Source organism: Pseudomonas sp. PH1b (genome assembly GCF_000633395.1).
GTDB lineage: Bacteria > Pseudomonadota > Gammaproteobacteria > Pseudomonadales > Pseudomonadaceae > Aquipseudomonas.
This window is the reverse complement of record NZ_AYMU01000010.1, coordinates 34,396-52,092: the sequence shown is the minus strand read 5'-3', so window position 1 is coordinate 52,092 and position 17,697 is coordinate 34,396. Positions and strand designations below refer to the sequence as shown.

Genomic DNA, 17,697 nt, shown 5'->3' with positions numbered 1-17,697 from the left:
TTAGCGTTTTGCGCTCAAAAAACCCACTTCATGCCACTTTCCGCCACTTGCGCACACTATAGGAATGCGCCCACACCACCGTCAAGGCGCGCAGCGACGGAAAAGCCTTATAGAACGGAGATTTAGGACGCTAAAAGGAGAGGTAACGGGAATTCGAGGGGTGTTTCGAAGCATTAACTTCAAACAGCTCATTGAGCTACAGCACGAAGTTAAAGTGATTTGTTAAGAGTAAGAATTTTTCGGTATTACCAGAACGCTTCTGCTATTGATTCAAGCAGGGAGGGAAAAGGTGGAGAGTCGATCTGTAAGCCGGGTTCTGTCGAGGACAGTCATTCCTCTACGATGGCCATCACTGGACATCTTTAGCAACCTACCCGGTTCCAGCGCGGGCCACGCCTTGGAACCCTATTTGGTCTTGCTCCGAGTGGGGTTTACCTAGCCACGAACTGTTACCAGACGTGCGGTGCGCTCTTACCGCACCTTTTCACCCTTACCGGCACCGAAGTGCTTAGGCGGTTATTTTCTGTGGCACTTTCCGTAGGCTCACGCCCCCCAGGCATTACCTGGCACTCCGCCCTATGGAGCCCGGACTTTCCTCCCCCCTCTAATTTTCATAGAGGGCAGCGACTGTCCAATCGACTCTCCGCCGCGCAGGTTAACGGCAGAGCGGCCTAAGAACAAGCGCTAAAAGCCTTTGGCCACCCTGCTACGCAATTTATTGTTCTTTCTGTTTATTCAAGGCCACCTGGTACAACACATTCTTGCGCTCACCGGTGATTTCCGCCGCCAGCGCCGCGGCCCTCTTGAGGGGCATTTCCTTGAGCAGCAGATCAAGCACACGCATCGATTCGCTACTGATCGCCTCATCACTCTCCGGCGCCGTCCAGCCCGCCACCAGCACCACGCACTCGCCGCGCTGCTGATTGCTGTCGGACTCGACGAACTGACGCAACTCGGAAAGCGGCAAGCCCTTCAGGGTCTCGAAGGTCTTGGTCAACTCGCGCGCCAGCAGGGCTGGCCGCTCGCCACCAAACACCAGCTCCATATCCTGCAGACACTCGAGGATTCGATGCGGCGCCTCGTAGAAAATCAGCGTGCGCGGCTCTTCCTTTACCTGCTCCAGGCGAGCCCGACGCCCAACCGCCTTGGCCGGCAGAAACCCCTCGAAGATGAATCGATCAGACGGCAGCCCCGCCGCCGACAATGCCGCGATCAGCGCACAGGCGCCTGGGACCGGCACCACATTGATCCCTGCCGCCCGCGCCTGGCGCACCAGGTGATAACCCGGATCGGAGATCAACGGGGTTCCGGCATCGGAGATCAGCGCCACGTCATCCCCCGCCAATAGGCGAGTGATGAAACGACTGCCTTCATCACGCTCGTTGTGCTCATGGCAGGCCGCCAAAGGCGTAGAGATACCGAAGTGCTGCATCAGGCGCTGGGAGTGCCGAGTATCCTCGGCAGCGATCAAGGACACCTCACGCAACAACTTCAGGGCCCGGGCGCTGATGTCGTCCAGGTTGCCGATGGGCGTCGCCACCACATAAAGCGAACCCGCAGCGGAATTCAAAGGACCTGGAGCAGTCAAAGCGCACACCTCTTGATCGGCAAAAGCGCCATTGTAGCGCGTTGAGGCACCCACAAGACGCGTCACAATCGCTCAACCTCCCAAGCCTTTGTGGCCTTTTATGCGCCACGGCAACATTTGCAGCCGTTAAATAGACGGTTTATCACCAGCAACATCGCGCCCCGGCCAGCGCTTGGGTACAATTCCACGCTCATTTGATCGAGTATCAGGAACACTTACATGATCGCTTGCCTGCGGCTGTTTCTCGCCCTCTGCCTGGCTACCCTTCTGGTGGCTTGCGCCAGCTCGCCCTCTTCCAGCCTTGGCGAACTTCCACGGACACCGGATGCCAGCATCGAGCAACTGCTCGAGCAGGCCGCCACCAGCAAAAGCCCGGACAAGGCAGCCTTGCTGCGCTTGAGCGCCGCCGACCTGGCCTATCGCCAAGGCAACGCCGGGCGCGCCGGACAAATCCTCCAGCAAGTACCACTGGATTCACTCAAACCTGCCCAGCAGATCTTCGCCAGCACCCTCTCCGCAGAACTGGCCATGGTGCGCAATCAACCCAAAGCCGCACTGACTGCGCTGAGCCACCCCAGCCTGCAACACCTGGGCGAACTGCCGGCAGGCCAGCAGATCCGCACTGGCAGCGTCCAGGCCCGCGCCCTGGAGGCCGACGGCCAGACACTGGCAGCCGCCAAGGCACGGATCCTGCTCGCGCCCCTGCTCAAAGATGATGCCGCAGCCAAAAACCACGAAGCGATCTGGACCCTGATTGCTGCATTACCCACCGATCAACTGCAGCCCACCGGGAACGACAACCTGGCCGGCTGGATGAGTCTGGCCCTCGCCGTCAAGACCGCAGGCACCCTGGAACAGCAACAAGCAGCCATCGATAGCTGGCGCGCACAAAACCCTGCGCACCCTGCTGCCGTGCAACTGCCACAACCCCTGATCAAGCTCAAGGAACTGGCCAGCCAGCCAGTGTCGAAAATCGCTTTGCTGCTGCCACAGGACGGCCCTCTGGCCTCGGTATCGAAGGCCCTGCGTGAAGGCTTCATGGCCGCTCACTACCAAGCCCAGCAAGCCGGCCAGAACCCGCCAAGCATCGAGTTCTATGACAGCTCGCGCCTGACCTCTGTGGATGACTTCTACCGCAAGGCCCAGGCCGCCGGCGTTCAACTGGTAGTCGGCCCACTGGAAAAACCACTGGTCAAACAACTTGCCGCCCGCCCGCAACTGCCCATCACCACGCTGGCCCTGAACTACAGCGAGGGCGAACAAGGCCCCGCGCAACTGTTCCAGTTCGGCCTGGCTGCCGAAGACGAGGCTCGTGAGGTGTCCCGCCGCGCCCGCGCCGACGGTCTGCATCGTGCAGCAGCGCTGGTCCCTCGAGGCGAATGGGGCGATCGCGTACTCAAGGCCTTCCGCCAGGACTGGGAAGCCAACGGTGGCAGCGTAATTGGCATTGAACGGGTTGACCAACCCGTTGCCCTGGCCCAGCAGATTGCCGACCTGTTCCAGCTCCGCCAGAGCGAAGGTCGCGCCAAGAGCCTGCAGAGCACCGTAGGCACCCAGGTTGCTGCGCAGCCGGCACGCCGCCAGGACATCGAGTTCATCTTCCTCGCTTCCACGCCGCAACAGGCGCAACAGATCAAGCCGACCCTGAACTTCCAGTACGCTGGTGACGTTCCGGTGTACGCCACCTCTAACGTGTTCAGCGCCAGCGGCGATGTGAACCAGTACAACGACATGAACGGCGTGATGTTCTGCGAAACTCCGTGGCTGCTGGATGCCAACAGCCCGCTGCGTCGCCAGGTCACCGCACAATGGCCCCAGGCCGGCGGCAGCCTCGGCCGCCTGTATGCCATGGGTGTCGACGCCTACCGCCTGGCACCACGCCTGGGCCAGCTCAAGGCCCTGCCAGATAGCCGGATCGAAGGCGAGTCCGGCAGCCTGGGCATGGCTGCAGGCCAGCGGATCGAGCGCCAGCTGCCCTGGGCCAAGTTCGTCAGCGGCCAGGTCACTCGCCTGCCCGACACGCCGCGCTAATGCCTCAGGGATCAAGCCAGCAAAGCGGACGAGATGCCGAAAGCCAAGCGCTCAGGCATCTCCAACAGCAAGGACTGCGCCTGCTGGCGCAGAACTGGTTGTGCAAACGCGGCGAGCTTGATCTGGTCATGCTTGACGGCGATACAGTAGTATTCGTCGAAGTCCGCTACAGACAACACAGGCAATGGGGTGGCGCTCTGGACAGTATCGATGGGCGCAAACGCCAAAAACTGATCCTTGCCGCGCAGATCTTTCTGCAAAGCGAGTCACGCTGGTCAAACCACCCCTGCCGTTTCGACGCGGTCGCCATTGACGGCGCCGCAGGTGCGCAAGCCCGCTTGAACTGGCTACGCAATGCCTTTGACAGCTGAAAGACGCCCTCAGGCCGCACCTACTTTCACTCAACTTTTTTGCTCTTTGCTTTGCGGGCTGCACATTTACGTGCCACCAAGCCGCGCTACTTAAGGTCACACAGATGGACATGCAATCCCGAATTCGCCAGCTTTTTCAGGCCAGTATCGACACCAAGCAACAGGCGATGGACGTACTTGCACCGCACATCGAGCAAGCCAGCCAGGTCATGGTCAACGCCCTCCTCAACGAGGGCAAGATGCTTTCCTGCGGCAATGGCGGCTCTGCCGGCGACGCCCAGCACTTCTCCTCAGAACTGCTCAACCGCTTTGAGCGCGAGCGCCCGAGCCTGCCGGCCATCGCCCTGACCACCGACAGCTCCACCATCACTTCGATCGCCAACGACTACAGCTACAACGAAGTGTTCTCCAAGCAGATCCGCGCCCTGGGGCAACCCGGCGACGTGCTGCTGGCGATTTCCACCAGCGGCAACTCGGCGAACATTATTCAAGCCATCCAGGCCGCACATGATCGAGAAATGATTGTCGTAGCATTGACCGGTCGCGATGGCGGGGGCATGGCCTCTCTGCTGCTACCCGAAGATGTCGAGATTCGCGTACCGGCCACCGTCACCGCACGTATTCAAGAAGTCCACCTGCTGGCGATCCACTGCCTCTGCGACTTGATCGACAGCCAATTGTTCGGGAGTGAAGAATGACCCCTAATCGCCTTGGCCTGCTGGCCTTGACCCTCTGCCTGAGCATCACTGGTTGCAGCTCGGTGATCACCGCCACCCGCGACAAACCCATCGACGACGATCGCGGCACCCGTACCTTTGGCAGCAAGATCGACGACTCGCTGATCGAAACCAAAGTCGCGGTCAACGTTGCCAAAGCCAACCCGGACCTGGAAAACGCCTCGCACATCGTCGTCACCAGCTTCAACGGCATCGTGCTGCTGGCCGGACAGACCCCACGCCCCGACCTCAAGGCCATGGCCGAGCAGGCCGCCAGCGAGGTCCAGCGCGTCAAGAAGGTGCATAACGAGTTGCAGGTCCTGCCGCCGTCAGGCTTTCTGGCACGCCAGAACGATGGCTGGCTGACCACCAAGATCAAGACCCAGATGCTCACCGATGCCAGCATTCCCGCTTCGCGCATCAAGGTCGTGACCGAGAACGGCATCGTGTACCTGCTGGGCCTGCTGACCCAACAGGAAGCCGCCCAAGCCACCAACCTGGTGCAAGGCGTCTCCGGCGTACAGAAGATCGTCAAACTGTTCGAGTACATCGACTGACATCAGGCGCAGCCAGAGACAAAAAAAAGGCGACCCATCCGGATCGCCTTTTTTATTACTTGACCACCTTCAAACTGGGCCGACCGCTAGGGCGCGGCGGCTCATTATCAGGCGGTAGATCGTCATCGGATTCGATCTCGTCCTCCTCATCAAGAGGCGACTCCAGATCAAAGACCATGCCCTGACCATTTTCCCGTGCGTAGATCCCGAGGATCGCCGCAACCGGTACATGCAGGCTGTGAGGCACGCCACCAAAGCGCCCCTCGAACGTCACTGAATCGTTATCCATGTGCAGATGACGAACGGCACTGGGAGAAATGTTCAGGACAATCTGTCCGTCACTGGCAAAACCCTGGGGCACCTGCACCGCCGGGTAATCGGAATTGACCAGCATGTGCGGGGTGCAATCGTTGTCCACAATCCACTCATAGAGCGCGCGGACCAGATAAGGTCGACTGGAGTTCATAGCGGCTCCTTAAGCCTCAGCGCATATCGCGTTCGACGCCAGACAGACTTGCCTGGAAAGCCTCACGCGCAAATTGGCGTTCCATATAATCAAGCAGCGGCTTGGCCTGCCGCGGCAACTCGATACCCAGGATCGGCAATCTCCAGAGTATGGGGAGTAGGCAGCAGTCCACCAGGCTTTGTTCCTCACTGAGGAAAAATGGCTTGTCGGCGAACAAGGGTGAAACCCCGGTCAAGCTCTCACGCAATTCCTTGCGCGCCTGCACCCGTGCTGCTTCCTTGGTCCGAGAATCAAGGATCAGGTCGACCTGACCACACCAGTCACGCTGGATCCGGTGTATCAGCAAACGGCTGTTGGCTCGCGCCACAGGATAAACCGGCAGCAGTGGCGGATGCGGATAACGCTCATCCAGGTACTCCATTACCACTGTCGATTCCCACAACGCCAGGTCACGATCGACCAGCGTAGGCAAACTCCCATAAGGGTTCACTTCGATCAGCTTCGGCGGCTGACGCCCCGCCTCCACACTGATGATCTCGGCGCTGACACCCTTCTCCGCGAGCACGATACGCACTCGATGGGAATAGTGGTCGGCGGGGTCGGAGTAACAGGCCAACCGATTGGTCACGCCCATGGCGATCCTCCTCGCTTGTTGAAATTATCGGAAGCAGAAAAAACGAGCGCGCCCTGAAGGCGCCTCTGGTAACAACCCCCGAATGATACAGGGTTGTTACAGTTTCAGAGACGCCCTTGGGCGCGCACGTTCAACAACTGATGCTTAAAACGCTATCAATGCACATCCTTCCAGTATTCGCGCTTGAGCAGATAGGCGAAGACGAAGAAGAAGGCCAGGTACAACAGTACGTAAGTACCGATGCGCTGGTGTTGCAGCTTGACCGGGTTGGCCGAGTAGGCCAGGAAAGTCACCAGATTCTTGACCTTCTCGTCGAACTGCGCCTCGTTGAGGGTACCGGTGTTTTCCTTGATGGTCAGCTGATCGCAAGCCTCATGAGTCAGCGGCGTGCCGGTCAGCGGATCGTATTGCTTCTTGCCGTCCTCGACGATCTGGACCTGCTTGCAACCGATCACCTGGCGACCCTGCAGCCCCACCAGAACGTTAGGCATGCCCACGTTCGGGAAGACCTTGTTGTTCACGCCCCAAGGGCGCGCCGGGTCTTCGTAGAAGGACTTGAGGTAGCCATAGAGCCAATCGGTACCGCGAACGCGAGCCACCAGGGTCAGGTCAGGAGGAGCGGCACCGAACCAGTTCTTCGCGTCTCCAGGCTGCATGCCGATGTTCATGTGATCGCCAATCTTGGCACCGGTGAACACCAACTTGCTCATCATCAAGTCGTGAGGGATACCCAAGTCATCGGCAACCCGCTCATAACGCTGGAACTTGGCGCTGTGACAGCCCATGCAGTAGTTGGCAAAGGTACGCGCGCCATCCTGCATGGCCGCCTTGTCAGACAGATCGATGTCGACCTTTTCCAACTCGGCGCCGTGCTCGGCCGCGAAAGACAATACAGGCATAGCAGCAAGAATCAGTACAGCAAATAGCTTTTTCATCAGCCAGTCACCCTTTCCGGAACCGGTTTGGTCTTCTCGAGCCTGGTGTAGAACGGCATCAGAATGAAGTAGGCGAAGTACAGGAAGGTACATACCTGCGACAGCAACGTACGGCCCGGAGTCGGTGCGAGCACGCCCAGCACGCCCAGGATCACGAACGAGATGCAGAACACCACCAGCCAGATCTTGCTCAGCCAGCCTTTGTAGCGCATGGACTTGACCGGACTGCGGTCCAGCCAGGGCAGCACGAACAACACGGCAATGGCAGCCCCCATGGCGACAACGCCCATGAGCTTGTCTGGAATCGCACGCAAGATTGCGTAGAACGGAGTGAAGTACCACACCGGGGCAATGTGTTCAGGCGTCTTGAACGCGTTAGCCTGTTCGAAGTTCGGCTTCTCGAGGAAGTAACCGCCCATTTCCGGGAAGAAGAACACGATCGAGCAGAAGATGAACAGGAACACCACCACACCAACGATATCTTTCACGGTGTAGTAAGGGTGGAAAGGAATGCCGTCCAGCGGAATGCCGTTCTCGTCCTTGTTCTTCTTGATGTCCACGCCATCCGGGTTGTTCGAACCCACTTCGTGCAGCGCCAGGATGTGCAGCACCACCAGACCGAGAATCACGATCGGCAGGGCCACGACGTGCAGGGCGAAGAAGCGGTTCAGGGTGATTCCGGAAATCAGATAGTCACCACGAATCCACTGGGTCAGGTCGTCGCCGATGACCGGGATCGCACCGAACAGCGAGATGATCACCTGGGCACCCCAATAGGACATCTGGCCCCACGGCAGCAGGTAGCCCATGAAGGCCTCGGCCATCAGCGCCAGGTAGATCAGCATGCCGAACAGCCACACCAGCTCACGTGGCTTCTGGTACGAACCGTAGAGCAGGCCACGGAACATGTGCAGGTAGACCACGATGAAGAATGCCGAAGCACCCGTGGAGTGCAGCAGACGCAGGATCGCGCCGTACTCGACATCACGCATGATGTATTCAACGGAAGCGAACGCCTCTTCCGCCGACGGGGTGTAGCTCATGGTCAGCCAGACACCGGTAACGATCTGGTTGACCAGAACCAGCAGCGCCAGGGAGCCAAAGAAATAGAAGAAGTTGAAGTTCTTCGGAGCGTAATACTTGCTGAGATGGTCTTCCCACATTTTGGTCGCGGGGAAGCGTGCATCAACCCAATCCATGAACTTGCTCATCACGCTTTCTCCGTGTCGACGCCAATGACAATGAGGTCATCCGACTCATAGGAATGCGGGGGTACTGGCAGGTTCAAAGGCGCAGGTTGCGACTTGTAGACGCGACCAGCCAGATCGTAGTGGGAGCCGTGGCAAGGGCAGAAATAGCCACCTACCCAGTCCTTGCCCAGATCGGCGGGTGCCACTTCAGGACGGAAGGTCGGAGAACAGCCCAGGTGAGTGCAGATACCGATCAGCAGAAGGATCTCTGGCTTGATCGAACGCACTTCCGGATCAACGTAGGTTGGTTGTACCGAGTTCTTGGAGTCAGGGTCAGACAGCTGGCCCTCGATCTTTTTAAGATTTCCCAGGATCTCCTCGGTACGGCGGACGATGAACACCGGCTGACCGCGCCACTCAGCAATCATCTGCTGGCCTGGATCGATCTTGCTGATATTCACTTTCACCGGTGCCCCTGCGGCTTTCGCCTTGGCACTGGGAAACCATGACCCCACGAACGGGACCGCAGCCCCCACCGCTCCAGCAGCACCCACCACGGATGTGGCTGCTACCAAGAAGCGACGCCGGCCTGCATTCACGCCGTCATTGCTCATTCAGTCCTCTCCCATCAGCTTTGTGGCCTGTTAAATCAGGCATCTACTAAGTAAAAATCTGAACTTATAAAAATTTTGCCGAATGGTAATGAAAAGCCCCTATTCTGACAAGGTAATTACCAAGCCGGCCAAGCCCGAAGCCTTGCAGTATAGGGCCTCCGCGGATGTGGCAAGTTGTCACAGAGCAAATTCTAGACAATAAAAAACGCCCAGCTCCGCAAGGAGGCTGGGCGTTTTTTGGAACGCAGTAGCGAATTAACGCTTGGAGTATTGCGGACGCTTACGCGCTTTACGCAGACCCACTTTCTTACGTTCAACTTCACGGGCGTCACGAGTAACGAAGCCAGCTTTGCGCAGAGCGCTGCGCAGGGTTTCGTCGTAGTCCATCAGAGCACGAGTGATACCGTGGCGGATTGCGCCAGCCTGACCACTTACACCACCGCCGATGACGGTAACGTAGATATCGAACTTCTCAACGGTCTCGGTCAGCTCCAGCGGTTGACGAACTACCATGCGGGCAGTTTCGCGACCGAAGAAGTTTTCCAGAGTGCGGTTGTTGATGGAGATGTTGCCAGTGCCCGGACGCAGGAAAACGCGTGCGGTTGCAGTCTTGCGACGGCCAGTGCCGTAATTTTGAGTCGCCGACATAATGAACTATTCCGTTAAATCTTCAGTTCTTGGGGCTGCTGAGCAGTATGAGGGTGTGCAGCGCCCGCATAGACTTTCAGCTTACGGTACATGTCGCGACCCAGCGGGTTCTTAGGCAGCATGCCTTTTACCGCGGTCTCGATCACGCGCTCAGGGGCCTTGGCGATCAGTTTTTCGAAGTTGATCGACTTGATACCGCCCGGGAAACCGGAGTGGGAGTAGTACATTTTGTCAGTGGTTTTAGCGCCAGTAACACGTACCTGCTCGGCATTGATCACGACGATGTAGTCGCCGGTGTCAACGTGAGGAGTGTACTCAGGCTTGTGCTTGCCACGCAGACGGCTCGCGATTTCGGTGGCCAGACGACCCAGGGTCTGACCAGCAGCGTCGACGACGAACCAGTCGCGCTTTACTGTTTCCGGTTTAGCAGTAAAAGTTTTCATTCTTTATAGCCTCAGGGGCCGCCCAGCAAAATAGACGGCGGATCTTACTGAATAGTGCTTACTTTGACAAGGTCAAAGGCAGCCGGACACAGACGCTATCGGGGGCTCGGGTCAGCGCGTCTCGTATACGGCAAGATTCTTCGGCAGGCGGCGCATCACTTCCACTGCAGAAAGAGCTGCCGAATTATGCAGATTGCGAAAAAAATTTCAACCTGCTTTTATGATTGTTTTGCCAAGGGAGCACCCGATGGACTATCGCCAGCTGGGCCGAACCGATCTGAATGTGAGTGCGATTTGCCTGGGCACCATGACCTGGGGCGAGCAAAACACCGAGGCTGAGGCCTTCGCTCAGATCGAGCGGGCCAAGAATGCCGGAATCAACTTCATCGACACCGCCGAGATGTACCCGGTGCCGCCCAAGGCCGAAACCTATGCCACCACCGAGCGCTACATCGGCAACTGGTTCAAGCAGCGTGGCGACCGTGCGGACTGGATCCTGGCCAGCAAGATCGCCGGCCCCGGCAACACCATCGACTACATCCGCGACAAGCAGCTCAAGCACAACCGCCAGCATATAGTCCAAGCCTTAGACGCCAGCCTCAAGCGCCTGCAGACCGACTGGATCGACCTGTATCAACTGCACTGGCCCGAGCGCAGCACCAACTTTTTCGGCCAACTGGGTTACAAGCACCAGGCCGACGAAGACTTCACCCCACTGGAGGAAACCCTCGAAGCCCTGGACGAACAGGTCAGGGCCGGCAAGATCCGCCATATCGGCCTGTCCAACGAAACGCCGTGGGGCACCATGAAGTTCCTGGCCCTGGCCGAGAGCCGGGGCTGGCCACGCGCCGTGTCCATCCAGAACCCCTACAACCTGCTCAACCGCAGCTTTGAAATAGGGCTAGCGGAAATCGCCATTCGCGAACAGTGCGGCCTCCTGGCCTATTCTCCCCTGGCGTTTGGCTACCTGTCCGGTAAATACCAAGATGGCGCCCGCCCGGCCAAGGCGCGCCTAAGCCTCTACAGCCGCTTCAGCCGCTACTTCAACCCACAGTCGGAAGCGGCCTGCAGCCGTTATGTGGCCCTGGCCCGTGAACACGGCTTGGACCCGGCACAGATGGCCCTGGCGTTCGTCACCCAGCAGCCCTTCGTGACCAGCAACATCATCGGCGCCACCACCCTGGAACAACTGGACAGCAACATCGCCAGCGCCGCCCTGAAACTGTCGGAAGAGGTCCTGGCAGGCATTGAGGCGATTCACAAGGACCACCCCAACCCCGCCCCTTGAAACCGCCAGGCGCCGTACCACCGGCAAATGAGGCAGCCCCGACTCCGGACTGCCTCTGCAGCCACAGGCAGAACTCCAGTTGACCGTGGCTACAGCGAGCGAGCGATGATTTCCTTCATGATCTCGTTGGTCCCGGCATAGATCCGCTGCACCCTGGCATCCGCCCAGGCCCGGGCCACCGGGTACTCCCACATGTAGCCGTAGCCACCGTGCAACTGCACGCACTCATCGAGCACCTGGCACTGCAGGTCGGTCCCCCAGTACTTGGCCATGGCCGCCGTCGGCACGTCGAGCTTGCCCTGCAAGTGCAACTCCAGGCAGCGATCGACAAACACCCGACCGATCTGGATCTGCGTGGCCATTTCCGCCAGCTTGAAACGGGTGTTCTGAAAGTCGGCAACCGCCTTGCCGAACGCCTTGCGCTCCCGGGTGTATTCAAGGGTCCACTGCAGCGCCGCTTCGGCACTGGCCAAGCCGCCAAGGGCAACGGTCAGGCGCTCCTGGGGCAGCTCCTGCATCAGGTAGGCAAAGCCCATCCCGGCCTGCCCCAACAGGTTTTCCCTGGGCACCCGCACATCCTGGAAAAACAGCTCAGAGGTATCCTGGGCCTTCATCCCGACCTTCTCCAGGCGTTTGCCCTTGGAAAACCCGAGGGTAGCCGCTTCCACCAGGAACAGGCTGGTGCCCTTGGCCCCGGCCTTGGGATCGGTCTTGGCCACCACGATCACCAGCTCTGCCAGAAAGCCATTGGTGATGAAGGTCTTGGAGCCATTGATCACGTACTCATCACCGTCGAGCACCGCTGTCGTCTTCACCCCTTGCAGGTCGGACCCTGCCCCCGGCTCGGTCATGGCAATCGCGGTGACCATCTCGCCCGAAACCAGCTTGGGCAAGTACTTCTGCTTCAGCGCCTCACTGCCGTAATGCAGGATATAGGGCGCGACAATGTCCGAATGCAGGGAAAAACCAATACCGCTCAGGCCCAGCCGGCTGATCTCTTCGATCACCACCGCACTGTAGAGAAAATCCGCACCCAGGCCGCCGTACTCCTCCGGGATATGCGAGCACAGCATCCCCGCCTCCCCGGCCTTGCTCCACAGCTGACGGTCGATATAGCCCTGCTTTTCCCAATCGCCATGGAAAGGTACCGCCTCCTTTTCAAGGAAGGTGCGCACGCTGTCACGGAAAAGCTCGTGCTCGGAACTGAACAAGGTTCTGGGAATCATGCGGACACCTGCGGTTGTTGTAATTGGGGATTGGCTGCCAGAGCCTAAGCCCAGCCACCTTCACGGGACACTGGACACATCCGACAAAAAATAAGACGATCCAGCCGTCTGGTGACCACTTTCCCCTATAAGAACAATTGAATTATGTCTAACCAAACTTCCACGCCCTTGCGGCGCGTCAGCATCCTGGCTATCGACCGGGTTTTCGCCTCCACCCTCATGCAAGCCAAGGATTTCTTCCATCTGGCCAGCCTGCGCTATGGCAAACAGCTGGGCCATGGCCTGACTCCGGCATTCGAGACCCGCCTGGTCAGCCCCGACGGCCAGCCCGTCTGCAGCTTCAGCAACGTGATCATGCCGGTAGACGGCCCGCTGGAAGATGCCGATGTCATCATCCTCCCGGCCTTCTGGGACGACTTCGACACCTTGTGCCTGCGTTACCCGCAGATTCTTCCCTGGCTGCAGGCGCAACATGCCCGCGGCGCCGTACTCTGCGGCGAAGCCACCGGAGTGTTCTGGCTGGCTGAGGCCGGCTTGCTCGACGGCAAGGAGGCCACCACCTACTGGCGCTTCTTCAGCGCCTTCAGCGAACGCTTCCCCAAGGTCCAACTCAATCAGGACAAGCACCTGACCGATGCCGACAACCTCTACTGCGCCGGCGGCACCACCTCCGCCTGTGACCTGTACATCTACCTGATCGAGCGCTTCTGCGGCGCCAACGTGGCCCAGGCTGTGGCGAGGGACATTCTTTACGAAGTGCAGCGCAGCTACGCCCCGGGACGCATTGGCTTCGGTGGCCAGAAACTGCACCAGGACGTGATCATCCTGCAGATCCAGCACTGGCTCGAAGAACACTTCGCCGACAAGTTCCGCTTCGAGGACGTGGCCCGCGAACACGGCATGAGCATTCGCAATTTCATGCGTCGCTTCCAGACCGCCACGGGTGACAAGCCCCTGCACTACCTGCAGCGCCTGCGCATCGAGACTGCCAAGGGCCTGCTCTCGGGCACGCGCAAGAGCATCAAGACCATCAGCTATGAAGTTGGCTACGACGACGCCAGCTTCTTCGCCCGCCTGTTCCGCCAGCACACCGAACTCTCTCCCAACCAGTACCGCCAGCAGTTCCAGCAACAGGCGGCATAAAAAAAGGGCCTGCAATGCAGGCCCTTTTTCATTCGATCGACGTTACGGTCTGTGCGCCCGCGAGAGGAACTCGTGGGACTGCATCTCCAGCAGGCGACTGAGGGTACGCTGAAACTCGAAGGTCAGACGACCGCCGGTGTACAAGTCCTTGAGCTCAACTTCGGCAGAGATGATCAGCTTGACGTTGCGGTCATAGAACTCATCGACCATGTTGATGAAGCGCCGAGCGATATCGTCAGTGGTAACGCTCATCTGCTCGACGCCACTGAGCAGCACCGCATGGAAGATCTTGCCCAGTTCGATGTAGTCATTCTGGCTGCGCGGCCCGTCGCACAAATCCCGGAAGTCGAACCAGGCCACGTCATCGCAGGTACGCAATGCACGGATCTCGCGGTTCTCGATCATCAGCACATCGTTTTCCACCGCCTGGGTACACTCCGGCGTCAACGCCCGGAAGCTCTTGCGCAGGCTTTCCTGGGACGCTTCGTTCAACGGGAAGTGAAACAGCTCTGCCTGCTCCAGGTGACGCAGGCGATAGTCCACGCCACTGTCGACGTTGACGATTTCAGTGTTCTGCTTGATCAGGGCAATTGCCGGCAGGAAGCGGGCACGTTGCAAGCCATCCTTGTACAGACCGTCCGGAACGATGTTGGAGGTGGCCACCAGGGTCACGCCGTTCTTGAACAGCTCTTCCATCAGGGTGCCAAGAATCATCGCGTCGGTGATGTCGGACACAAAGAATTCGTCGAAACAGATCACCCGCGCCTCTTGGGAGAAACGCTTGGCGATGATGACCAGCGGATTCTTCTCGCCGCCCAGGGTCTTCATTTCTTCATGCACACGCTTCATGAAGCGGTGAAAGTGCGTACGAACCTTTTCCTTGAAGGGCAAGGCTTCGAAGAAGGTGTCGACCAGATAGGTCTTGCCGCGCCCTACGCCACCCCAGAAGTACAGGCCCTTGACTGGCGTCTGATCCTTCTTGCCAAACAGTTTGCCGAGCAGGCCCGGCTTGTGTTGGTCCGCGGCGACCAGGTCGTCGTACAGGCGCTGCAGATGACGCACAGCCGTTTCCTGTGCCGCGTCATGGAAGAAGTCCGGGCGTTTCAGATCAGCTTGGTATCGTTCTAGGGGCGTCATAATTCGTTAGCAAGGCAACAAAAACGGGCCGTCACTTTAGCGACGGCCCTAGGGAATGGCAATCAGCCCTTGGTCGGGAAGATTCCGCTTAGTCCTGGGCCGGAGCCAACGCCAGTCGCAGCGCGTCGATTGCCGCGTCACGGCTGGCAGCGTCGGCGAACTCGGGACTATCAGCCACGCATGCACCGTCCAGCCAGATGCTGAAACTGCCGGCCGCGCTACGCAGGTCCAACTCCTGACCGGTCTGCAACTGCTTGGTCACCACACCAGCGGCCTTGCCGTCGGCAAAGTTGCGCGACAACAACAGTTGCTCGCCTTCGGCAGACAACAGGCGGAAACGGAAGCTGCCATCGTCTTCACGGAAGCTGATGAAGCGCGCCGCCTTGACGGCCTTTTTCTTGGTATTGGCCGCCGCCTGCACCTGGCTGGCGAAGGAGCGCAGGCCGACCGCCTCACGCAGCTCGGCGAGGAATGGCGTGGCCACTGCACGGGCCTTAGTGGCGCCGACGCGCAGGATGTCTTCCAGGTCCGAGGGACGAGCGATCAATTGGTGATAACGCTCGCGGGCCTCGCCCAGCTCGCCGTCCAGCAATTGGAACAGGCGATTCTTGGCTTCGCCCCAGCCCAGGCCCTGCAGCAGCTCAGTACGGAACTCCGCGGCTTGCGCCGGGGTGGAGAAGGCCTGGAACAGGGTGAACAGGTGCGAGTTATCAGGGTCCTTGGCTTCGCCAGGCGCCTTGGAGTCAGTGACGATCCGCGAGATCGCGTCCTTCATGTCCTTGGCGCTGGTAAACAGCGGAATGGTGTTGTCATAGCTCTTGGACATCTTGCGACCATCCAGGCCAGGCAAGGTGGCGACACTTTCCTCGATCAGCGCCTCGGGCATGGCAAAGAACTCCTTGCCCTGACCGAACAGGTGGTTGAAGCGCTGGCCGATATCCCGGGCCATTTCCACGTGCTGGATCTGGTCGCGTCCCACCGGCACCTTGTTCGCGTTGAACATCAGAATGTCCGCAGCCATCAGCACCGGATAGCTATACAAGCCCATGGTAATGCCAGCGTCCGGGTCTTCACCGGTCTCGACGTTCTTGTCCACCGAGGCCTTGTAGGCGTGGGCACGGTTGAGCAGCCCCTTGGCGGCCACGCAGGTCAGCAGCCAGGTCAGCTCGGGAATCTCCGGGATATCCGACTGGCGATAGAAGGTCACGCGCTCCACATCCAGGCCACCGGCCAGCCAGGTCGCGGCGATCTCCAGGCGCGAACGCTGGATGCGCAGCGGGTCATCGCACTTGATCAGCGCGTGATAGTCGGCCAGGAAGTAGAAGGAGTCGGCATTGCTGTCGCGGCTGGCGATGATCGCCGGGCGAATCGCACCGGCATAGTTGCCCAGGTGCGGCGTGCCGGTGGTGGTGATGCCGGTGAGGATACGCGTACGAGTAGTCATGGGTAATCGCTTATCAGACTGCTATCAATTCGAAAGTCGTGGCAGCACCAGATCCTTCAGATCGGTGAGCTTGCCATGAAAAAAGTGTCCGCATTCTGCCACTTTCAGCAGCTCATGGGGGCGAACAAGCGCATCGGACCAGTCATAGACCGCCTGAGGATCAATGACCTCATCGGTTTCCGGCTGGATCAGGGTCAGCGGACAGCGCTCGGGCAAAAGATCGCTATCGCGCAGGCGAGTCACCGCCGCCGCCACCATGAACAAGTGCTTGAGCTGCACACCCTGGGCCTCCAGACGACCACCCAGGCTTGCCGCGACAAAGCCGCCAAAGGAGAACCCGAGCAAGGTCAGCGGCAGATCCGGGTGCTGGGCCAGCAGCCACTGCGCAGCCGCCAGAGCATCGTCGACCTCGCCACTGCCCATGTCATGGCTGCCCTCGCTGGCACCCACGCCCCGATAATTGAAGCGCAGGGTGATCAGGCCTGCATCACGCGCGGTGCGCTGCAAGGTGGAAACCACCTTGTTGAGCATGGTGCCGCCCTGCACCGGATTGGGGTGGCAGATCAGCGCCACGCCGCGGGCGTCGGGCACCTCCAGATACAGGGCTTCCAGTTGGCCTACCGGGCCGGAAATCACTACAGGGGTTTCACGCATTAGCAAGGAAGGAACTCCGTGACCTCGAAGGGGGTCGACTCGTCTAGCAAATGGTCTGTGCCAATCTATTGCGAGTGAATCGCGGTATACAGCGCAGGTTCGAGCCGTTAACGTAAAGCAAAGCCGTTTATAGAGGAAGGACTCGTGGAACACTCGCTCTTAGTTTGGTTGTTGCCGACTCTTGCCCTGGTCGCGGGTGTCGCCATTGGATTCCTGGTTGCTCGCCTGCTGCCCAATGCCGCGCCTAACCGCACGCAGCGTCAGTTGGACGATATTCAGGAACGTTTCGACAATTACCAGAATGAAGTGGTCACCCACTTCAACAGCACCGCAACCCTGGTGAAGAAGCTCACCCAGAGCTATCAGGAAGTACAGGATCATCTCGCCGAGGGTGCCAACCGCCTGGCCCTGGACGAACTGACCCGTCAGCGCCTGCTGGCTGCACTGCACTCTGAATCGGTACAGACTCCGCGTGAACGCCTGACACCACCGCGGGACCAGGAGCCACCACGGGACTACGCACCCAAGACGCCGAATGCCCCTGGCATGCTCGACGAACAATATGGCCTGAAGAAGTAAGAATCTTCAGCCATTAAAAAGCCCGCCCGATTT

Annotated in this window: 19 protein-coding genes and 1 other RNA gene; 7 read left to right on the top strand and 13 right to left on the bottom strand. The window is 59.3% G+C overall.

Annotation, left to right across the window (positions count from 1 at the left end; all coding sequences use genetic code 11):
- Nucleotides 1-289 precede the first annotated feature (289 nt).
- An RNA gene (gene rnpB, locus U873_RS34805) (RNase P RNA component class A) lies at nt 290-643 on the bottom strand.
- A 72-nt stretch (nt 644-715) separates the two neighbouring features.
- Nucleotides 716-1,570, bottom strand: a complete 855-nt coding sequence (rsmI, locus tag U873_RS0117400) for a 16S rRNA (cytidine(1402)-2'-O)-methyltransferase (protein ID WP_177330284.1) — start codon at nt 1,568-1,570, stop codon at nt 716-718.
- A gap of 237 nt (nt 1,571-1,807) precedes the next feature.
- Here rsmI and U873_RS0117395 point away from each other — a divergent pair, with 237 nt between their 5' ends.
- From U873_RS0117395 to U873_RS0117380, 4 genes are all read left to right on the top strand, one after another.
- Nucleotides 1,808-3,619: a penicillin-binding protein activator gene (locus tag U873_RS0117395; protein WP_025129453.1), complete on the top strand. Its 1,812-nt coding sequence runs from the start codon at nt 1,808-1,810 to the stop codon at nt 3,617-3,619.
- Nucleotides 3,619-3,990, top strand: a complete 372-nt coding sequence (locus U873_RS35285) for a YraN family protein (RefSeq protein ID WP_081818676.1) — start codon at nt 3,619-3,621, stop codon at nt 3,988-3,990. Before U873_RS0117395 ends, U873_RS35285 begins: the two co-directional genes overlap by 1 nt.
- A 104-nt stretch (nt 3,991-4,094) precedes the next feature.
- Entirely contained in the window at nt 4,095-4,688 is a 594-nt protein-coding gene (locus U873_RS0117385; RefSeq protein ID WP_015636934.1) for a phosphoheptose isomerase, read from the top strand.
- Nucleotides 4,685-5,263: a BON domain-containing protein gene (locus tag U873_RS0117380; RefSeq protein ID WP_025129451.1), complete on the top strand. Its 579-nt coding sequence runs from the start codon at nt 4,685-4,687 to the stop codon at nt 5,261-5,263. The genes U873_RS0117385 and U873_RS0117380 overlap by 4 nt, the downstream gene beginning before the upstream one ends.
- A 55-nt stretch (nt 5,264-5,318) precedes the next feature.
- Here U873_RS0117380 and U873_RS0117375 read toward each other — a convergent pair whose 3' ends face one another.
- From U873_RS0117375 to rplM, 7 genes are all read right to left on the bottom strand, one after another.
- Complete coding sequence (locus tag U873_RS0117375) at nt 5,319-5,729, bottom strand: ClpXP protease specificity-enhancing factor (RefSeq protein WP_025129450.1); 411 nt, start codon at nt 5,727-5,729, stop codon at nt 5,319-5,321.
- 16 nt (nt 5,730-5,745) lie between these two features.
- Entirely contained in the window at nt 5,746-6,363 is a 618-nt protein-coding gene (locus tag U873_RS0117370; protein WP_025129449.1) for a glutathione S-transferase N-terminal domain-containing protein, read from the bottom strand.
- A 155-nt stretch (nt 6,364-6,518) separates the two neighbouring features.
- Complete coding sequence (locus tag U873_RS0117365) at nt 6,519-7,298, bottom strand: cytochrome c1 (protein WP_025129448.1); 780 nt, start codon at nt 7,296-7,298, stop codon at nt 6,519-6,521.
- Complete coding sequence (locus U873_RS0117360) at nt 7,298-8,509, bottom strand: cytochrome bc complex cytochrome b subunit (protein ID WP_025129447.1); 1,212 nt, start codon at nt 8,507-8,509, stop codon at nt 7,298-7,300. The genes U873_RS0117365 and U873_RS0117360 overlap by 1 nt, the downstream gene beginning before the upstream one ends.
- Nucleotides 8,509-9,102: a ubiquinol-cytochrome c reductase iron-sulfur subunit gene (petA, locus tag U873_RS0117355; protein ID WP_025129446.1), complete on the bottom strand. Its 594-nt coding sequence runs from the start codon at nt 9,100-9,102 to the stop codon at nt 8,509-8,511. The genes U873_RS0117360 and petA overlap by 1 nt, the downstream gene beginning before the upstream one ends.
- A gap of 255 nt (nt 9,103-9,357) precedes the next feature.
- Nucleotides 9,358-9,750, bottom strand: coding sequence for a 30S ribosomal protein S9 (gene rpsI / locus U873_RS0117350; protein WP_025129445.1), 393 nt, complete (start codon nt 9,748-9,750; stop codon nt 9,358-9,360).
- A gap of 14 nt (nt 9,751-9,764) precedes the next feature.
- Nucleotides 9,765-10,193, bottom strand: a complete 429-nt coding sequence (gene rplM, locus U873_RS0117345) for a 50S ribosomal protein L13 (RefSeq protein WP_007928449.1) — start codon at nt 10,191-10,193, stop codon at nt 9,765-9,767.
- Nucleotides 10,194-10,440: 247 nt separating this feature from the next.
- Here rplM and U873_RS0117340 point away from each other — a divergent pair, with 247 nt between their 5' ends.
- Nucleotides 10,441-11,481, top strand: coding sequence for an NADP(H)-dependent aldo-keto reductase (locus U873_RS0117340; RefSeq protein WP_025129444.1), 1,041 nt, complete (start codon nt 10,441-10,443; stop codon nt 11,479-11,481).
- A gap of 89 nt (nt 11,482-11,570) precedes the next feature.
- Here U873_RS0117340 and U873_RS0117335 read toward each other — a convergent pair whose 3' ends face one another.
- Nucleotides 11,571-12,707, bottom strand: a complete 1,137-nt coding sequence (locus tag U873_RS0117335) for an acyl-CoA dehydrogenase family protein (protein ID WP_025129443.1) — start codon at nt 12,705-12,707, stop codon at nt 11,571-11,573.
- Between the two features lie 243 nt (nt 12,708-12,950).
- On the opposite strand from U873_RS0117335, the gene U873_RS0117330 reads away from it, so the two are divergent.
- The gene (locus tag U873_RS0117330; RefSeq protein ID WP_177330283.1) at nt 12,951-13,850 is read left to right on the top strand and encodes a GlxA family transcriptional regulator; all 900 of its coding nucleotides are present in this window, start codon (nt 12,951-12,953) and stop codon (nt 13,848-13,850) included.
- 42 nt (nt 13,851-13,892) lie between these two features.
- On the opposite strand, the gene zapE is transcribed toward U873_RS0117330, so the two are convergent.
- The 3 genes from zapE to U873_RS0117315 all read right to left on the bottom strand — a co-directional run bounded on the left by zapE (nt 13,893) and on the right by U873_RS0117315 (nt 17,085).
- Nucleotides 13,893-14,987 carry a cell division protein ZapE gene (zapE, locus tag U873_RS0117325; RefSeq protein ID WP_025129441.1) on the bottom strand — a complete coding sequence of 365 codons (1,095 nt, stop codon included), beginning with the start codon at nt 14,985-14,987 and terminating at the stop codon, nt 13,893-13,895.
- Nucleotides 14,988-15,075: 88 nt separating this feature from the next.
- Entirely contained in the window at nt 15,076-16,431 is a 1,356-nt protein-coding gene (locus U873_RS0117320; protein ID WP_025129440.1) for a tryptophan--tRNA ligase, read from the bottom strand.
- A 24-nt stretch (nt 16,432-16,455) separates the two neighbouring features.
- Nucleotides 16,456-17,085 carry an alpha/beta hydrolase gene (locus U873_RS0117315; protein WP_025129439.1) on the bottom strand — a complete coding sequence of 210 codons (630 nt, stop codon included), beginning with the start codon at nt 17,083-17,085 and terminating at the stop codon, nt 16,456-16,458.
- Between the two features lie 144 nt (nt 17,086-17,229).
- On the opposite strand from U873_RS0117315, the gene U873_RS0117310 reads away from it, so the two are divergent.
- On the top strand, nt 17,230-17,664 hold the full coding sequence (locus U873_RS0117310) for a YhcB family protein (RefSeq protein ID WP_025129438.1): 435 nt from the start codon (nt 17,230-17,232) through the stop codon (nt 17,662-17,664).
- The last annotated feature ends 33 nt before the right edge of the window (nt 17,665-17,697 follow it).